Source organism: Anaerobacillus sp. ABD4_527 (assembly GCF_056160805.1).
In genome coordinates this window covers 2,065,800-2,082,083 of sequence record NZ_JBSWXZ010000001.1, presented here as the reverse complement: position 1 = coordinate 2,082,083, position 16,284 = coordinate 2,065,800, and the positions used below count along the sequence as shown (strand labels likewise).

General features: G+C 44.4%; 14 protein-coding genes. 4 read left to right on the top strand and 10 right to left on the bottom strand.

The features are described from left to right. Nucleotides 1–12 precede the first annotated feature (12 nt). The 7 genes from ACXAHI_RS10720 to ACXAHI_RS10690 form a co-directional block, all read right to left on the bottom strand. The gene (locus ACXAHI_RS10720; RefSeq protein WP_474848142.1) at nt 13–1,404 is read right to left on the bottom strand and encodes a hypothetical protein; all 1,392 of its coding nucleotides are present in this window, start codon (nt 1,402–1,404) and stop codon (nt 13–15) included. Between the two features lie 24 nt (nt 1,405–1,428). Next, nucleotides 1,429–2,577, bottom strand: coding sequence for an iron-containing alcohol dehydrogenase (locus ACXAHI_RS10715; RefSeq protein WP_474847625.1), 1,149 nt, complete (start codon nt 2,575–2,577; stop codon nt 1,429–1,431). A gap of 171 nt (nt 2,578–2,748) precedes the next feature. Then, nucleotides 2,749–4,350: a sigma 54-interacting transcriptional regulator gene (locus ACXAHI_RS10710; protein WP_474847623.1), complete on the bottom strand. Its 1,602-nt coding sequence runs from the start codon at nt 4,348–4,350 to the stop codon at nt 2,749–2,751. A gap of 103 nt (nt 4,351–4,453) precedes the next feature. Further along, nucleotides 4,454–5,221 (bottom strand): LamB/YcsF family protein, encoded by a 768-nt coding sequence (locus tag ACXAHI_RS10705; protein ID WP_474847621.1) that lies wholly within the window; start codon nt 5,219–5,221, stop codon nt 4,454–4,456. 30 nt (nt 5,222–5,251) lie between these two features. Beyond that, a complete protein-coding gene (locus ACXAHI_RS10700; RefSeq protein ID WP_474810205.1) occupies nt 5,252–5,485 on the bottom strand; it encodes an acetyl-CoA carboxylase in 234 nt (77 codons plus the stop codon). Between the two features lie 2 nt (nt 5,486–5,487). Then, nucleotides 5,488–6,483, bottom strand: coding sequence for a 5-oxoprolinase subunit C family protein (locus tag ACXAHI_RS10695; protein ID WP_474847619.1), 996 nt, complete (start codon nt 6,481–6,483; stop codon nt 5,488–5,490). Continuing rightward, a complete protein-coding gene (locus ACXAHI_RS10690; RefSeq protein WP_474847617.1) occupies nt 6,476–7,363 on the bottom strand; it encodes a 5-oxoprolinase subunit B family protein in 888 nt (295 codons plus the stop codon). Before ACXAHI_RS10690 ends, ACXAHI_RS10695 begins: the two co-directional genes overlap by 8 nt. Nucleotides 7,364–7,824: 461 nt before the next feature. Here ACXAHI_RS10690 and ACXAHI_RS10685 point away from each other — a divergent pair, with 461 nt between their 5' ends. The 3 genes from ACXAHI_RS10685 (at nt 7,825) to ACXAHI_RS10675 (ending at nt 10,759) form a co-directional block, all read left to right on the top strand. Continuing rightward, nucleotides 7,825–9,318, top strand: a complete 1,494-nt coding sequence (locus ACXAHI_RS10685) for an amidase (protein WP_474847615.1) — start codon at nt 7,825–7,827, stop codon at nt 9,316–9,318. A 226-nt stretch (nt 9,319–9,544) separates the two neighbouring features. Then, a complete protein-coding gene (locus ACXAHI_RS10680; RefSeq protein WP_474847613.1) occupies nt 9,545–9,721 on the top strand; it encodes a hypothetical protein in 177 nt (58 codons plus the stop codon). 207 nt (nt 9,722–9,928) lie between these two features. Then, nucleotides 9,929–10,759 carry a nuclease-related domain-containing protein gene (locus tag ACXAHI_RS10675; protein WP_474847611.1) on the top strand — a complete coding sequence of 277 codons (831 nt, stop codon included), beginning with the start codon at nt 9,929–9,931 and terminating at the stop codon, nt 10,757–10,759. Nucleotides 10,760–10,889: 130 nt separating this feature from the next. Here the strand turns inward: ACXAHI_RS10675 and ACXAHI_RS10670 are convergent, their stop codons facing one another. The 3 genes from ACXAHI_RS10670 to ACXAHI_RS10660 are packed head-to-tail and all read right to left on the bottom strand — an operon-like array spanning nt 10,890 to nt 14,322. Next, on the bottom strand, nt 10,890–12,281 hold the full coding sequence (locus tag ACXAHI_RS10670; protein WP_474847609.1) for an APC family permease: 1,392 nt from the start codon (nt 12,279–12,281) through the stop codon (nt 10,890–10,892). Nucleotides 12,282–12,293: 12 nt separating this feature from the next. Then, entirely contained in the window at nt 12,294–13,652 is a 1,359-nt protein-coding gene (gene gabT, locus ACXAHI_RS10665; RefSeq protein WP_474847607.1) for a 4-aminobutyrate--2-oxoglutarate transaminase, read from the bottom strand. 13 nt (nt 13,653–13,665) lie between these two features. Continuing rightward, complete coding sequence (locus ACXAHI_RS10660; protein WP_474847605.1) at nt 13,666–14,322, bottom strand: GntR family transcriptional regulator; 657 nt, start codon at nt 14,320–14,322, stop codon at nt 13,666–13,668. A gap of 267 nt (nt 14,323–14,589) precedes the next feature. On the opposite strand from ACXAHI_RS10660, the gene ACXAHI_RS10655 reads away from it, so the two are divergent. Then, entirely contained in the window at nt 14,590–16,038 is a 1,449-nt protein-coding gene (locus ACXAHI_RS10655; RefSeq protein WP_474847603.1) for a cell wall-binding repeat-containing protein, read from the top strand. Nucleotides 16,039–16,284 lie beyond the last annotated feature (246 nt).

The following is a 16,284-nucleotide window of genomic DNA, read 5'->3' as shown; positions in this document are numbered from 1 at the left end:
TAATCCTCCTGCTTACGAGATTTTCTTTTCGCTATCTTTTTCAATGTCTTTCGTGAAGATTTCATCGTTCTCTCCTTTAAAGAAGTTCTTTCCATAGATCAAGAACGTAAGGAGGATACCAACTGCGAACGCCCATGTTGCGCCTTTTGTAGCGAGTACAGCTCCGATAATTCCTGCAATTCCTAGATCACGGTTACTGCGTGATTCGAGGATTCCAACTTTTACACTTACATAACCTTGTATTAAAAGGGTTAATGCCAATGCGATGCCGAGAATCGGCTGTACGAGACTTACAATCGGAAGTAGGAGTAGACCTGTGTTCGTCCCCCAGCGGAAAGAACCGGATCCTCCAAAGATCGAGTTCATCGCTTTCTTTCCTTCTTTAAATCGTTCGATGACGACAACCTGCATCGCCGCCCATAGTGGACCTGCCATCGTTACATCGGGTCCAAGAATACTCATGATCGAGTTACGGCCACCGAAGATCAAGTGAGCACGGTTCGGGTTGTAATCGATTTTTTCATCTCGGCGATAATCTTCTGCTTCCTCAACGAGAGCTTTACTTTGCAAGACATCACCGAAGAGAACGATATATGCTGCAAGTACGGTTGGGATTGCAGTCACAAACAGCATAAGTGGCGGGAATCCTAACCCGAAGATCGTGTACTCACTCCAAAGTGTTCCGAAGTCTGGATTGATCAGTCCCCATTCGATGGTTGGCCATGGTGCTTCTCCGAAAAGTGGACCGATAATAACGGCTAAAATGATGATTGGAAAGATACCGAGCTTTCCGATCAAGCCCCATAGAGAACTCTGAGTTTTAAGGCGGTTAAAGTGTTTTGAGAAAATGATATAAAATGCGATCCCGACAGCAATTGAAATCGTCCAAGGAAACGATTCAAACCGACCGCCGACTTCGAATACTGAGATGACTGCTGCAAAACCAGCACCTAGTATGATGCCTGATTTAATCGCGGGCGGAACAAAGGTAACTACTTTTCTTGCAAGGCCTGTGGACCCGAGAAGGATCGAGAACAAACCTAGCGTCAGCTGAAAGGCGACGAGTGCGTGAACACGTTCAGCTCCTTCAGGGAACGTTGAAACGTACGCCATGATCAGCGGGATGGCTGGAGTGATCCATCCTGGCACAACAGGGTCTCCAAGGAGATGGTGCGTTAAATACAGTAGTCCGTTCAAGAGAACAACTGCTAATGCAACTTCGAACGGCATTCCTAATAGCTCGATCATCAAAGGAATCGCAGCTAAATCGACCGCACACATGAGAAGCCCTTGTACATAATCGGGCCACTCGAATTTGTAGTGAATGAAAGGAAGCCTTAATTTAAAAGGCCCCATCGGGATGTATGGTGATTCTTCACCATCTTTACGATTTTTCCACATGATAAATCCCCCTTATTTGGTATTGCATCAATAAGCAGAGCGATAAATTTCTTCAATGTCATCTTTGCTAAGCTGACGAGGGTTATTTTTGAGTAAACGCTCCACTTTGCTTGCGTCTTCTGCCATCGCCGTAATCGCATCTTCTGGAATATCGAATGAACGTAGTCCTGTCGGGATATTGACAGAAGAGCAGAGGCGCTTCATCGCATCGACTGCTTTCGTTGCAGCATCCGCATCAGATAGGTGTTCAACTTTTTCACCTAAAGCGATCGCGATGTCTCTGAATCGCTCAACGCACGCAAGCTTGTTCCATTCCATCACGTACGGTAAAAGGAGAGCGTTACTCACACCGTGAGCAATGTGGTAGCGGCCGCCTAGTGGATATGCGAGCGCATGAACGGCTCCGACCCCTGCATTTCCAAATGCCATTCCGGCCATCAAGCTCGCCGTTGCCATCTGTTCTCGTGCTTCCACGTTGTCAGCTTTTGCGTAAGCCTTTGGCAGGTTGGTCGAAATCATCTTCATGGCTTGTATCGCGAGAGCATCTGTGATCGGCGATGCGTGCACCGATAAATAGGCTTCGATCGCATGAACGAGGGCATCGATGCCGCTTGCGGCAGTCACGGACTTTGGCATGCTTACCGTCATCTCGGGTGCTACGATCGCGACATCAGGGAGTAGATGGTCACTTACGATCCCTTTCTTTAGCTGTGCCTCCGAATCTGAAAGGATGGAGATGTTTGTTACTTCTGAGCCTGTCCCAGCGGTTGTAGGAAGTGCAATGATTGGTGCCCCTTTTTCAGGAACGAGATCAGTCCCAAATAACTCGGACAATGGTCCATCGTAGCCGGAATAAGCAGAAACACTTTTTGCGATATCGATCGCGCTGCCACCCCCGATCGCAATCAAGGCGTCGTGGTTTCCTTCTGTAAAACGTTTGGTGCATTCTTCTACGATCGTGAGTTCAGGATCTGGTTTTACTCCTGTAAAAACGGCATACCGTACGTTTTCTAGGAGGGGAGTGATTTGATCCACCATTCCAATCTTTTGGAGGATCTCATCTGTAACGATAAGCGGGTTATGTATGTGTAAGCGCTTAATTTCTTCCGTAAGTTTTTCCGTTGCCCCTTTTCCTGTAATTAGTTTGTTAGCGATTTTGAACGTTGAAATAGACAAACGACATTCTCCTTTCGAGCATTTGCCTATAACTGTTGCAATTCCCATGCCAACTTTCCTTTATCCTTATAAGAAAGCGTTTTACAGCGTTTCTGTTCGCAATATTGTTAAAAACGATATGTATTATGAGTGAAATACTAATCAAAAAAGGAGCATTGATTTAAAAACGAATCAACGCTCCCATTTCTTCATTTTTTGAACGATGGTCGATTGACTCACCTCGAGTACTTCCGCTGCTTTCCTCGTCGTTTTGTATCTTTTCATCGCTCTTGTAATCAAATCACGTTCCACTCGTTCGAGTGCTTGTTTTAGTGGAAGGATTTCATCTTGTTCGGTTTTAAAGGGGTCGGTCTTAAAGTGTAGTAGCTCACGAGGTAAGTCTGCCAGCTGAATCTTAGGTTGAGGGCTCAAGATGACTAACCGCTCGATGACGTTCTTGAGTTCACGGATGTTACCTGGCCACTCGTATTCGTGCAGCGCATCGAGTGCTTCGATGCTAAACGATCGCTCTGTGTCGTGTTCAGTATTAAACAGGTCGATGAAATGCTGAGCGAGCGGAATGATTTCTTCACGTCGAGCACGTAATGGAGGGATCTCTAGTGGTACGACGCTCAAGCGATAGTAGAGGTCCTCGCGAAACTGTCCGATAGCGACTAACTTCTTTAAGTTCTTATGAGAAGCCGCGATGATCCTTACGTTCACCTGTTTTAATTTAGAAGAACCGATTGGAATGAATGCTTGGTCCTCGATGACTTTCAATAGTTTTATTTGAACTTCGAGAGGAAGATCGCCGATTTCGTCTAAAAACAATGTGCCGTTGTCAGCGACTTCTAGCAGACCCTTTTTGCCTTTGGTTAGCGCACCAGTAAACGCTCCACCCTCGTAACCGAACAATTCAGCTTCAATAAGGTTCGAGGGAAATGCGCCACAGTTTAATTCTAAAAAGCTTCCACTCGAGCGCTTCGAATGTTCATGAATGTATTTCGCAATCATCGTTTTTCCGACGCCGGTCTCTCCTTGTAGAAGGATTTTCGTATCCGTTTTCGCTGCACGATTGATGAGGGAAAACAGCTCGTTCATCGTTTCACCGAAGAAGAGAGAAGACTGATCAGGCTGCTTCAGCGTTTGTTTCGTGTTTAGTCTAAGGTTTTTCAAATCCTGAAGTTCGTCGATCTGGAGCTTTAATTTTAGTAGCTCCGTGATATCTCTTACGCTATTGACGATGTATAAGATCTCCTGATCGGGCGTGAAGATTGGCGTGCCAGAGACGATGATCTTTCTACCGTTCGAGAGCGTTTGCATGAGCGTGATCGGCTTCTTATTTTTGAGAACCTGTAGTGAAGCTGATTTTGAAATGTATCCTGCTTTCACGAGGTCTTCCATATGGTAGCCGAGGACTTGTTCTTCCTTTAGACCTGTGATTCTTTCGTAGGATTTGTTTACTTTCACAGGAATGCCATCACCGTTTGTGATGAAAACTCCATCGTATAGGGAGTTGATGATGTCCGTAAACACAGGATCTTCAAGGAGCGCACTGTACTCATTCTGACTGATAGTGTGTTCGTGCATAGGGAGGTGGCGATCTGCAATCGTTCGTAAAATCTGTCCGATCGACGTACTAACATCGTCTTCTTGCAGGGCGCGTACCAGCTCCTCAACTTCTATATGCCCAAGCGATGCGCCGTTTTCATCGACTACTTCCAACGCATGAACGTCTTCGTTCGAAAATAGCTCGATTGCTTTTTCTATTTTATCTGTTGCGTGGATTTGCATGGCTGTGACCTCCGGGAGAGTGTGGTTGATGATAGTTTATCATGAGTTTGTGAGTTTTGAGCAAAATCAATAAAGGACCTCTAGAGTAGAGGCCCTTAGTTCATTATGAACGGAGGATGTTCTGAATGTTCGTCAACTGAATGTCGTTTGCTTCTAATGCATGTCGGATGCTTTTTGCTAATTGAACAGCTCCTGGTGTATCACCATGAATACAAACCGTTTCAGCTGTGACATCTGCTTCTTTGCCGTCGTGAGTCTTTACTTTCCCGTCCCTTACCATACGCACGACGCGATTTGCCAACTCGTCGTAATCGCCAATTTCGGAACCTTTTCTCGTCATGATGATGGATCCCGTTTCGGTATGTTCACGATCGGAAAACGTTTCTTTTGCGACGCGTACTCCTACCTGATCGGCGAGGTCCACAACGCTAGAGTTGTTAAGCGCGAACGTAATGATTTTTTCATCGACTTCAGCAATCGCTTCGAGGACAGCTCTTCCAATCTTTTCATCCTCCATCGCCATCATATAGAGGGCGCCATGAGGTTTGCAGTGTGAAAGTGGTTGATCGAACCGACGCGCAAACTCTCGAAGCGCTCCCATTTGATACGTGATGTAATCTTTAATTTCAGAAGACGTACACGTCATTTTCCTCCGCCCAAATCCGAGCAGATCTGGAAGAGCGGGATGTGCACCGATCGCAACGTTATGTGCTTTTGCGAGCTCGATCGATCTTCGCATCGTACTCGGGTCACCTGCATGATACCCACATGCGATGTTAGCGGAAGTGATGTAAGGCATCATTTCTTCATCGTTTCCGAGTTCGTAGATGCCATAGCTTTCTCCCATATCGCAATTAAGATCAACTTTCATTCGCGTTTCATCCTTTCCAAACTTTGAAGGTTATTCAAGTTCACCGATTACTTGCCCAGCTTCAACGATTTCTCCATCTTCTACGCTGAAGTTCTTGATGACGCCATCTTCTTCCGCTTGAACTTCTTGGTAGCTCTTCATTACTTCGATGAGGCCGATCACATCTCCTGATTTTATGCTTGAGCCTTCTTTAACGAATTCTTCTTTTTCTGGCGATGGTCTACGATAAAAAATACCTGGAAGGGGAGAAGAGATTGTTTTCATATTTAATAACTCCTTTGCACGTTTTGTTTTGTAATCGATTGTTCGATTTCTTCAAGCTGCTGCTTCGTATTTTTTCTTGCCTGCAATGACTCTTCTAATGAAACGGAGACAAACTTGATCGTTTCGTTTGTTTTGGCCTGAGCGATTCGATTGAGGTCGGTACTAATGATGGTAGCAACCGTTGCATAGCCACCTCCAGTTACAGCATCGTTAAGGAGAGCGATGGGTTCAACTCCGTCAGGAATCTGAATCGAACCGATCGGATAACCGAGATCAACCACGTTCGAAGGATTGCTGCCGGCTCCAAAAGGCTGTTCACGTGGAACGAAATCAAGACGTTCTCCTTTCAATCGATACCCAACTCGATTTGCTTCTGGGGTGACCGTCCATTCTAAATCGAAAAACTTTCTTTTACTTTCTTCAGTTAGGCGATAATCACAAAGTCCTGGGATCACTCGAATTTCATGGTGTTTTGAGAAGACGGGAAGGTACTTTTCAGAGATCGTGGTTCCGGGCTGAACGCTGTAGGCTACGTCTTTTCCAATCGATAACACATCCTCTTTTTGAAGCGCTCGCCCTTCATAGCCACCTATCCCGCAGAGCGTATAGGTAGACTTTGAGTTCATCACTTCCTGAACATCGATTCCACCCGCGACAGCCATGTAGGCTCTCGCGCCTTCCTTAACAAAATCGAACGTTAGTTCATCGCCTGCATTAAGCTCAAGCGTCTCCCACATTGGAACGGGTTCGCCATTTACTTTTGGAGGGAGGTTGGCGCCAGTTAAGGCGATTTTTGCAGAAGTTTGAAATTCAAGATGTGGGCCCATATAAGTAATTTCAAGTGCAGCAGCACCTTTTTGATTTCCAACTAATAAGTTTGCTACAGCGTACGAGAATTGATCAACAGCTCCTGAAGGAGGCATACCCGTTTCATAAAAACCGATTCTACCTTCGTCCTGAACAGTTGTCTGCAATCCAGGTTTCAACACGTTAATCATTGTACAACCTCCCAATGACTTTTTTGGAAAATGCATGAGGGTCTTTCAGTACATCTTCTGGTGTAAACTGAAACTCTTTCTTGCGGTATTGAAAGGTGCCGTTTTCCACTTCTTCACGGATCGAATCGTATTCTTCACGCGTAACGTCCCTGTACCTAAAGATGTCGCCTTGACGAGGGAAGACCATCGAGTCTTTAAAATCTGCGAGCTTTTGTTCTCTGTCGAATACAGGCGTTGCTGATACACCGAACATCTGATAGCCACCTGCCCCTTGAACCGGATAGATGACGGAAAATCCTCCGCCAAATCCAAAACAGCGTTCAGGAGTGAAGGTCCTCGGTCGAACGTATTTCGGTACTTCAATTTGTTCTTCTCTTGGTACGATTTGAAAGCAAAAGGGGAGTCCGGGAACAAAGCCAATCATTGAAACGAGAAAGGGAGAACCAGTTATGGCTTTTATAAAGTCATCTTTCGAATCAAACCCATTGATTCGAGCGGCGTATTCTATATCCGTGGAATTTGGATCTTGGTGACGATCACGGAATTGCATGACGGCTTCATGCGTCCATGGATCTTCAAATAGGATGGGGATGTCAACAAGACGAGAGTTGATTTCGATACTATTCATATCATCAGCGGTGTCTTCAAGCTTTTTTAGTTCGTCGATTAAGTCGTCTGGATGAAGGAGGTCAGGGTTAAATCGGACCATATAAGAAGCGTTAGATGGGCAAATATCAAGTATTCCAGGTATGTCTTGTTCCTTAAGCTTTTTCGTAATTGCCATCGCTTGAAAATTCACTTCAAGAGACATGTGTTCACTGAGTTCGACAAAGATAAATTCATCTCCACCGTAGCTGTAACGAGATTTCGTTTGCTGCACGAGCAGTCACCTCACTCTAGTATTTTTCAACCTGTCTAGTCATGGCAAATCGTATCGGCAGAAACCGTAAGCGCTTCCAAACACTGTCATATACCCTCTTTGGAGCATACTTAAAACGCTTACGATTCGGTTTGGGGCACTCTATTGAATGGCTAATTCTAGTAGATCACTATGTAAGCTAGCGCTATTGTGTTCTGTGATTGTATACAATTTGTCTGACGTTAGTTGCCATCTTAACGTATATAGCTTTTAATTTCCAGTAGTTATCAGAAAAAATAGAAAAATCAGCCGATTAGATGTATGTTAAGTCTACATTTATAGGTGAATTAAGAGGTTGTTTAGTAGATTTTAACAGAAATTGTAGTTTGAATTATTTGAAAACTATAAACAAATTGTATACAATTTTAATTAGCATAATTTGGTTTTGGAGCAGAAGCAATTAAATTTGAGGAGGCAAATGTATGACGTTTAATGTAAAAGAAGCAACGATCGAATCGATTCACGCAGCTATGAAGTCTGGTGAAGTAACGTGCCGAGGTCTCGTTGAAAGTTATCTAGAACGTATTGACGCCTACGACAAAAATGGCCCTGAAATCAATTCTATTATCAATGTAAATGCAAAAGCCTTAGAAGAAGCGGATGAACTCGATCGTTATTTCAAACAAACGGGAGAATTTAAAGGATTGCTGCATGGGATTCCAATCCTCGTGAAAGATCAGGTCGAAACGAAAGAAATTACCACGACGTTTGGTTCGGAAGTCTTCAAAGACTATGTGCCAAAAGAGGATGCGACTGCGATCAAGCTGCTTCGTGAAGCAGGTGCAATCATCCTTGCAAAAACGCTATTGCCGGACTTTGCAACATCATGGTTTGCTTTTTCGTCAGCAGGTGGCGAAACGAAAAATCCATATGATCTAACGCGAGACCCTGGTGGTTCGAGCAGTGGTAGTGCTGCTAGTGTGGCATCTAACTTCGGTACGGTCGCGATCGGTGAAGACACTGGGGGATCAATCAGACTACCGGCATCCTTCAATAATGTTTTTGGTGTAAGAGTGACGACTGGTTTGATCAGTCGAAACGGGATGTCACCATTGGTCCATTTCCAGGATACAGCGGGTCCAATGACAAGAACTGTGAAAGACGCTGCTATATTACTAGATACGTTAGTCGGATACGATGAAACCGATGCTTTTACAGTCGCTTCCCTTTACGCAAAGGACAAAGGGAACTATGCTAAGAACCTTGATGAAAAGGCAATGCAAGGTGCTCGAATAGGCGTGCTTCGTGATGCCTTTGGATCTGATGACGACCCCGAATCGTCTCAAGTGAATGAAGTTGTTAATAAAGCCATCGGTGCGATGAAGGAAGCTGGTGCGACTGTAATCGATTCTGTTACGATACCTAGACTTCAGGAATTTAATGAAGAAACCGCTCTTTATTTAACGCAGTCAAAGCATGACATCGATCAATTTATCCAAGAAAGGTCGAAAGAGACGATCGATGGTATTTATGAAAATCAGCACTACCATCCTCTATTAGATCTCTTCGAAGGAATCGTAGGCGGACCGAAAAATCCTGAAGAAGATCCAAACTATTATAAACAGCTCAAAGCGCAGGATTTATTTAAAAGGGAAATCGAGAATGTGATGGCAAAACATGAACTAGATGCGATCGTCTTCCCAGATGTTCAGATTCTCCCTCCAACAAAAGAAGAGCTTCATAGCGAAAAATGGACGGTATTAACGTTTCCGACAAATACGTTGATCTCATCGCAAACAGGACTACCTTCTATCTCCATGCCAGGAGGCTTCACAAAAGATGGACTGCCTGTAGGTGTCCAGATCCTTGGTAAATCGTTTGATGAATCAACCTTATTGAACATCGCTTATTCTTATGAGCAGTATGCGAAGCCACGTAAAGCTCCTAATTTTGAAGATAAAAAAGTTAAACAATAGAGTAGGAAAAAGAGACTAGTGCTGCTAGTCTCTTTTTAATGGATGTTAGAGATGAATGTGAAAATATTCCTGAAGTTATATTTATGAAGGGAATTGAAGAATTTGTAAGAAAAAACCCTGCTATATATAGGTAATAGTCTCTAAACAGAAACACGCCTTTCTTCCTAGTTAGGTTAAACTACAGAAAACACACTACATATTTGTTTCAAGGTGAGGGGGCCCTATTATGAAGAAATTAATAGTTAGTGTTTTTCTTGTAACAGGTTTGTTATTAGGAGGCTTCCTTATCGATTTCACTGGGGGAAGCAGTAGTGGAGAACCGATAGAGCTTAGCGGTACATCGCCTTTAAGCGATAAGGATCTTCCACCACAACATACGCCGGGTGGAGGTGATGGAAACTAAGGTTGATAGAGCGGAATGAATGAGGGGATACGTTCGGCGTGGTTTATACAATCCAGTAGAGAAAAGCGAGTTGCATGGGGGCAACTCGTTTTTTTATTTTTTTCGTAAAGACGTTAACTGGAATATATATACAGTTGTTGGGAGTAAAAGTATACTTAAGGTAAATAAAGATGGTTATAAAAATAGATAGGTAGAAAAGGTGACGATATGGCGAGGGTTGCGAAAAGAGACACGATTCTTCAACGGACAAGAGAAGAGTCACTCTTTATGAAGAGAAGGTTAGAAGGCGAGATTGATCGGATTAAGAGAGAGAATAAAAAGGACATTCTCTTTTTATCGATCCTATGGATGTTTGCACTTGGAATCGCATTGTTTTTTATTTTCCCGATAGGATTTATTCTAGGATGGTTCGTAGGTCGTGAACTGCTCTTGCGAAAGTTGTGTGGAGATAGAAGACATCAGCTTAAAGATTTGGGGAAACATATCAAGCTGCAGCCTGGTGAAGAAGGGGAAAGCAAGGTGTCTGACGTGATAGAGGGGTGGTTACCTGACTCATTTACATTGATGAATGATCTTGTCATACCGAATGGTCGAAATGGAACTCAAATCGATCACGTCTTAATCGGCCCGGAGAAAATCTATTGTATCGAAACCAAAGACATTACTGGTAGATTCTATCCTCATCGAGAAGGGTGGCTATGGTATCCATACAACAGTAGAGGGAAGGTCACAAAGAAAACGATCGTAAAAAGTCCACAGGGGCAATCGATATATCATGCAAACCATCTCAGGAAGTATTTGAGGCGTAATGGCTATTATTTTCAAGTCGAACCTGTCGTTATTATGACAAATTCACGGGGGGTTTGGATGGGGAAACAGGATGATACGTGTCCGATCTTTCGGATTCAAGACTTTGTTCATTACGTGAAGAAGAAAAACAAGGGGAAGATTACAAGGGAGAAGAGCGAGGAGCTTGCTTCACTACTGCTTGAGTGTGGTCGGGATTATTCTGACGGGTTCTATGCGGCGATAAGGTGACGAGTGACAGGTACCACCCGGTATTTGTCTAATGACCTTTAGGGTGTTCAATTGAATATATAATAGAAAAAATAGCTTCAGCCTTGGCTGAAGCTATTCGACATGAAACGGGTGGTGACAGGCACTCTCACTAAAATGTTTTGTTTTGTTCTGTACTTACTTCTTTATAAACGCCTTTCCTCATCCTCATAAAGAAATACAATCCGACGATTGCCCACCCAGCAAACATGATCCATTCGTATGGCCAGATGAGAGACGCTGGCATACCTGGTAAGTAGAGTGTGATGAAACCGAAGCTAAGGATGAGTGCAAGATAACCATAAACGGGAGATTTTGCAGCTCGGAAAGGACGTTCCATGTTCGGCTCTCTTTTACGAAGGACAATGAATGATAGTGCGACAAGGAAATATGCAACAACGATACCAAGTCCGCCAGCATCGACGATCCAGACGAGCGCAGAACGTCCTAATAGCGGTGCTAGCATAGACAAGATTCCGATGAACAACACTGCGTTTGAAGGCGTATTGAACTTTGGATGCAGTCGTCCAAACCAAGCTGGGAGCATGCCGGACTTTGCCATCGCGTAAAGAACACGACTTCCTCCGATGACGAACGAGTTCCAGCTCGTAATAATCCCGGCTACACCACCGATGATTAAGATTTGAGCAAATAGGTCTGATCCGAATAAGCTTGCGATTGCGTCTGCTGATGCGAGTTCTGTTACGGCTAGCTGCTCTTGATTAAGACCTAGTCCAACCCCAAGCGCAATCGCGAGGTAGAACAAGATCGCTCCGACTACGGAAACAACAAGGAACATACCGATCTGACGTTGTGGCAAGTTCGCTTCTTCAGCAACCTGAGGAATAACATCGAATCCTACGAATAGAAATGGGACCATGACGAGCACGGTCATGATACCACCGGCTCCTCCAACGAAAGCGGGAGCGAGGTTCGATGGATCACCATGGATACCTGACCCGAATATTAAGAGAAGTCCGACGCCAATGATGACAATCGTGAAAAATGTCTGCATGGCAGCAGCTTGCTTAAGTCCTATGTAATTGATCAGAGTGATAATGAGCGCACCACCTGACCCGATCAATACCCAGTTTAGATGAACATCCCATCCTGCAACGGTCCATAAGTAACCAGACTGGTAATCAGGGATGAGGTAGTCGATGACGGTCGGTAACGCAACGGCTTCAAACGTTGCGACCGACACGTACCCGAGTGTGATGGCCCATGACGCGATGAAGGACATATTTTCGCCAAGTGCTCTATGCACATATTCATGCTCTCCACCAGCCTTAGGCATGGCGGAGGCGAGCTCAGCGTAGTTCAGTCCCACACAGACGACTAGAAATCCTCCAATCACGAATGCTAAAACGGCTCCGAACGAGCCAGCGGATGTAATCCATGTACCAGATAACACGACCCATCCCCAACCGAGCATCGCACCTAGTGCGAGGAAGAGGAGGTCGAACCTCGATAGAACTTTCTTTAATTGTTGTCCTTCTTGCATGCTTGAAACCTCCTACTCTTCTGAAGTGACTAACGTGCTATTCCAAACCGTTCGCACTGCGTCTGAAATGATGGACAAGCCTTCGTCAAGCTCCTCATCCGTAATAACGAGCGGCATGAGGAAGCGGATGACGTTGCCATAGACGCCTGCTCCAAGTACGAGAAGTCCTTGCTGTTGAGCAGTAGAAATCATTTGAGCGGCTAAGCTTTTAGCAGGTGTTTTCTTTTCTAAGTCGCTCACGATTTCAACTGCAACCATCGCTCCAATTCCGCGGATATCACCGATACAATCCACTTCTTTAGATAATGTTTGGAAGGTATCTTTTACTACCTGACCAACTTCGTTTGCCCGATCGTTCAGCTTCTCCTCTTCAATCACATCGATGGCAGCGAGAGCAGCGCGACATGCTAATGGGTTTCCACTGTATGTTCCACCGAGCTCACCACCGTTTGCGGCATCCATTACTTCTTGTCTGCCGATCACGCCGCTGATCGGCATGCCTGCACCAAGTGACTTCGATACAGTGATGAGATCAGGGGTAATGTCAAAGTGCTCCGACGCGAAGTAGGCACCTGTTCTTGCAAAACCTGTTTGAATTTCGTCAGCAATAAAAAGAATGCCGTGCTCAGCGCATATTTCTCTAACAGCTTTTACAAAGGCTTTGTCAGGTACGATGAATCCGCCTTCCCCTTGAATAGGCTCCATCACAACTGCTGCGATCGTTTCGGGAGCGACGTCTCTTATTAAAAAGTCTTTGAACTGTTCGATCATGTGCGCACTATATTCTTCTTCCGTCATAGTCGTTGGACGACGATATGCGTAAGGGAAAGGAGCTTTGTACACTTCTGGAGCAAACGGTCCGAAGCCAAACTTGTATGGCTTAACTTTGCTCGTCATCGACATCGTCATAAGCGTTCGACCGTGGAAAGCGTTCGCAAATGTGACGATCGCCTGGCGACCAGTGTACTTTCTAGCGATTTTCACTGCGTTTTCTACAGCTTCAGCTCCGCTGTTTTGGAGAAGCACTTTTTTATCGTGCGCGCCAGGTGCGAGTTCAGCTAACTTTTCAGCTAGGGCGATGTATGGCTCATACATCATGACGTTAAAACCAGTGTGGATGTACTTTTCCACTTGATCATGAAGCGCATCCTTCACTTTTGGATGGCAGTGGCCAACGTTGATCGTACCGATAGCACCAGCAAAGTCGATGAACGTATTGCCATCTACGTCTGTAACTTTTGCGCCATGTGCTTCTCTAGCAAAAGTTGGAACGCCGTAACTAACCGCGTCAGGAACGATTTTTTTCCTGCGTTCTAATAGGTCACTAGCTTTTGGCCCTGGAAGAGGGGTATTGATCGATGCATGTCTCATAGAAAATCTCTCCTTAGCTAAAAATAGATTTGCGTTCAGACAAGTCGTCGAGCGTTGAAAGTAAGTGAGCTTCAATCGCATCGCACATCTTGTCTACATCTCGTTTTTGAAAAGCTTCTAAGATCGCATGATGTTCTGGGATGGACTTCGCTTCTTCAGTTGGTATGGTGTAAAATTCGTCTTTCAAGATCAGGTAGCAATCGGACCATTGGTTTAAACGCTCGATTTCCTGAAGGAGAAACGTGTTGTTTGAGAGTTTAGCAGGGAAGGCGTGAATGAGGGAGTTGATGGTTAGGAATGCCTCAAAATCCTTAGATTCATATGCCTCAAGCTCACGCTTCAATAACATCTCCATCTCAACAACATCTTCATCTGTCATGTTTTCGATTGCTAGCTCAGCAGCATAACGCTCGATCACGACGCGCAGGCGAAACACATCCTCGAGCTCTTTGTCAGAAGGGTTGCACACGAATGCCCCTCGATGGGGGATCAACGTGAGAAGGCCTTCACTCTCAAGACGTTTGAAGGCAGAGCGAATCGGAGTTCGACTCATCTTTAATTCTTGGCTTAGCCATTCTTCCGTTACGCGCTGGTCTGGGTTTAACTTCTTGAGCATGATTGCTCGCTTTACTTTCTCGTAAGCGAGTTCTTCGTTTCGTTTTTTTTTCATTTGTATTGATCCCTCTCGATTGTGTTCATGTATTGTATACAATTTCTTTGCTGTTAATTGCCATGATAACCCAATTTATTCTAAATTTCTAGTATTTTCAGAAAATAAAGAATGCGGTGCCTGTCACCACCCGCTTTTTGTCGAACCAGATTATGGTAGTATGTACCTAAATCATCGTTCGACAGTACCTTACATGGATTATGAAACTATTCACCTATATAATGAGTCTATGTTACATAATCTGGGAGAAGAGGCGGGGATGAGCGAGTGAGGAAAACACTATCATGGCTATTATTTGGGATTTTAGTATTCAGCGGGTTTACCTGGACAGACGCGTCTGCAGCAAATGGCACGTCTGAGTTAAAAGAAGAGATATCCAAAGTAAAACAGGACAAAAGTACTTCTTTCTCTACCGAAGAGAAAGAGAAAATTGAAGCTCATCTTAAACAAAAGCTTTCAAAAGATCCAACTAGTGTTAAAACGCTAGGTGACTATTTAGAGAATGAGCCGAATGATGATTTCAGTCAGGCCAATATCCTTCATATGGAAGACGTTGTATACGGTACATTTGATTGGGAAGATGTAGATTTTTATCAAATCCAAGTCAACAATCCTATAGAGCTCGTTGTAGTTGGCTCTTCACAACCGAACGTAGACTTAGGATACCTCGTAGCTGATGCTTATGGTGATTGGCTCGAACCTGATCTGTATGAGGTTTACGACGACGGCACTCAGGTGCAGATTTATACGATTCCTGAAGGAACATACTATATAGGAGCAATCGATCTAAACGGTGGAGGAACAGATGGTATGTATGCACTTTCTGCTTTTAACACCGAGTATATTGAGCGTCTTTCTGGTAAAGACCGTTATGAAACGGCGATCGAAATCGCTGAATACGGCTGGCCATATGGAACAGATAACGTTGTTCTTGCCACTGGCTCAACGTTTCCAGATGCGCTTGCAGGTGCGCCTCTTGCATTTCAATTAGATGCACCGATTCTACTAACGCCTAAAGCAAAGCTTGATAGTCGAGTGCGAGAATTAATACGAGATTTTGGTGTGAAGAAGGTTACGATTTTAGGAGGAACAGGTGCCGTTTCAGCGGATGTTGAAAACGACTTGCGAAATAAGATGGGGCTTGAAGTCGAGCGGTTAAAAGGTAAAGATCGCTATGAGACGGCAGCAGCGATCGCGGATGAACTTTTACCAACAAAACAAGCAGTCGTTGCTTACGGAGGCAACTTCCCAGATGCCCTTTCCATCGCGCCGTATGCAGCGATGTATGGCATTCCAATATACTTAACGGATAAAAACGAGCTTTCAAAAGCGACGAAGAATGCGATGTCTTCCTATACAAAAACGTATGTGATCGGCGGAACGGGTGCAATTAGTGAGAAGGTGAAAAATCAATTGCCTTCGCCGACTCGCTTAAAAGGAAAAGACCGTTATGAAACGTCGATCTCCATTACGAAAGAGCTGAACATGCAGACGGTGGGCGTATTCCTCGCGACTGGTGAAGGATTCGCGGATGCTCTTACAGGATCCGTTCTTGCCGCAAACTACGGAGAGCCAACAATTTTGACGATGAAAAATCGTTTACCATCTGGAACAAAGACCTTCCTTAAAGAAGAGAACACTACTTTTTACACGATCTTAGGCGGTAGTGGAGCTGTTGGACCGGGTGTTGAGGAGGATATTTTGGGGTTTGAGTAAAACGTGAACTTAGGAACGAGCTTTGAGTAGCTCGTTCTTCTTTTTTGAAAAAAAGTGAAACGATTCCTGTTGTTACCATTGTCTACACGTCATCTCTGTCATTTTCACAAAATTAAATAACAGAAAGATTACTTTTCTATGAAAAATAACGCTAAAAGCTAGATAGTAGGCGAACATTCGTTATAATAGTATCGTTATGTCGAATGATGTAGTATTTTGGATTCTGGCGTAACGCTACTATTTTCA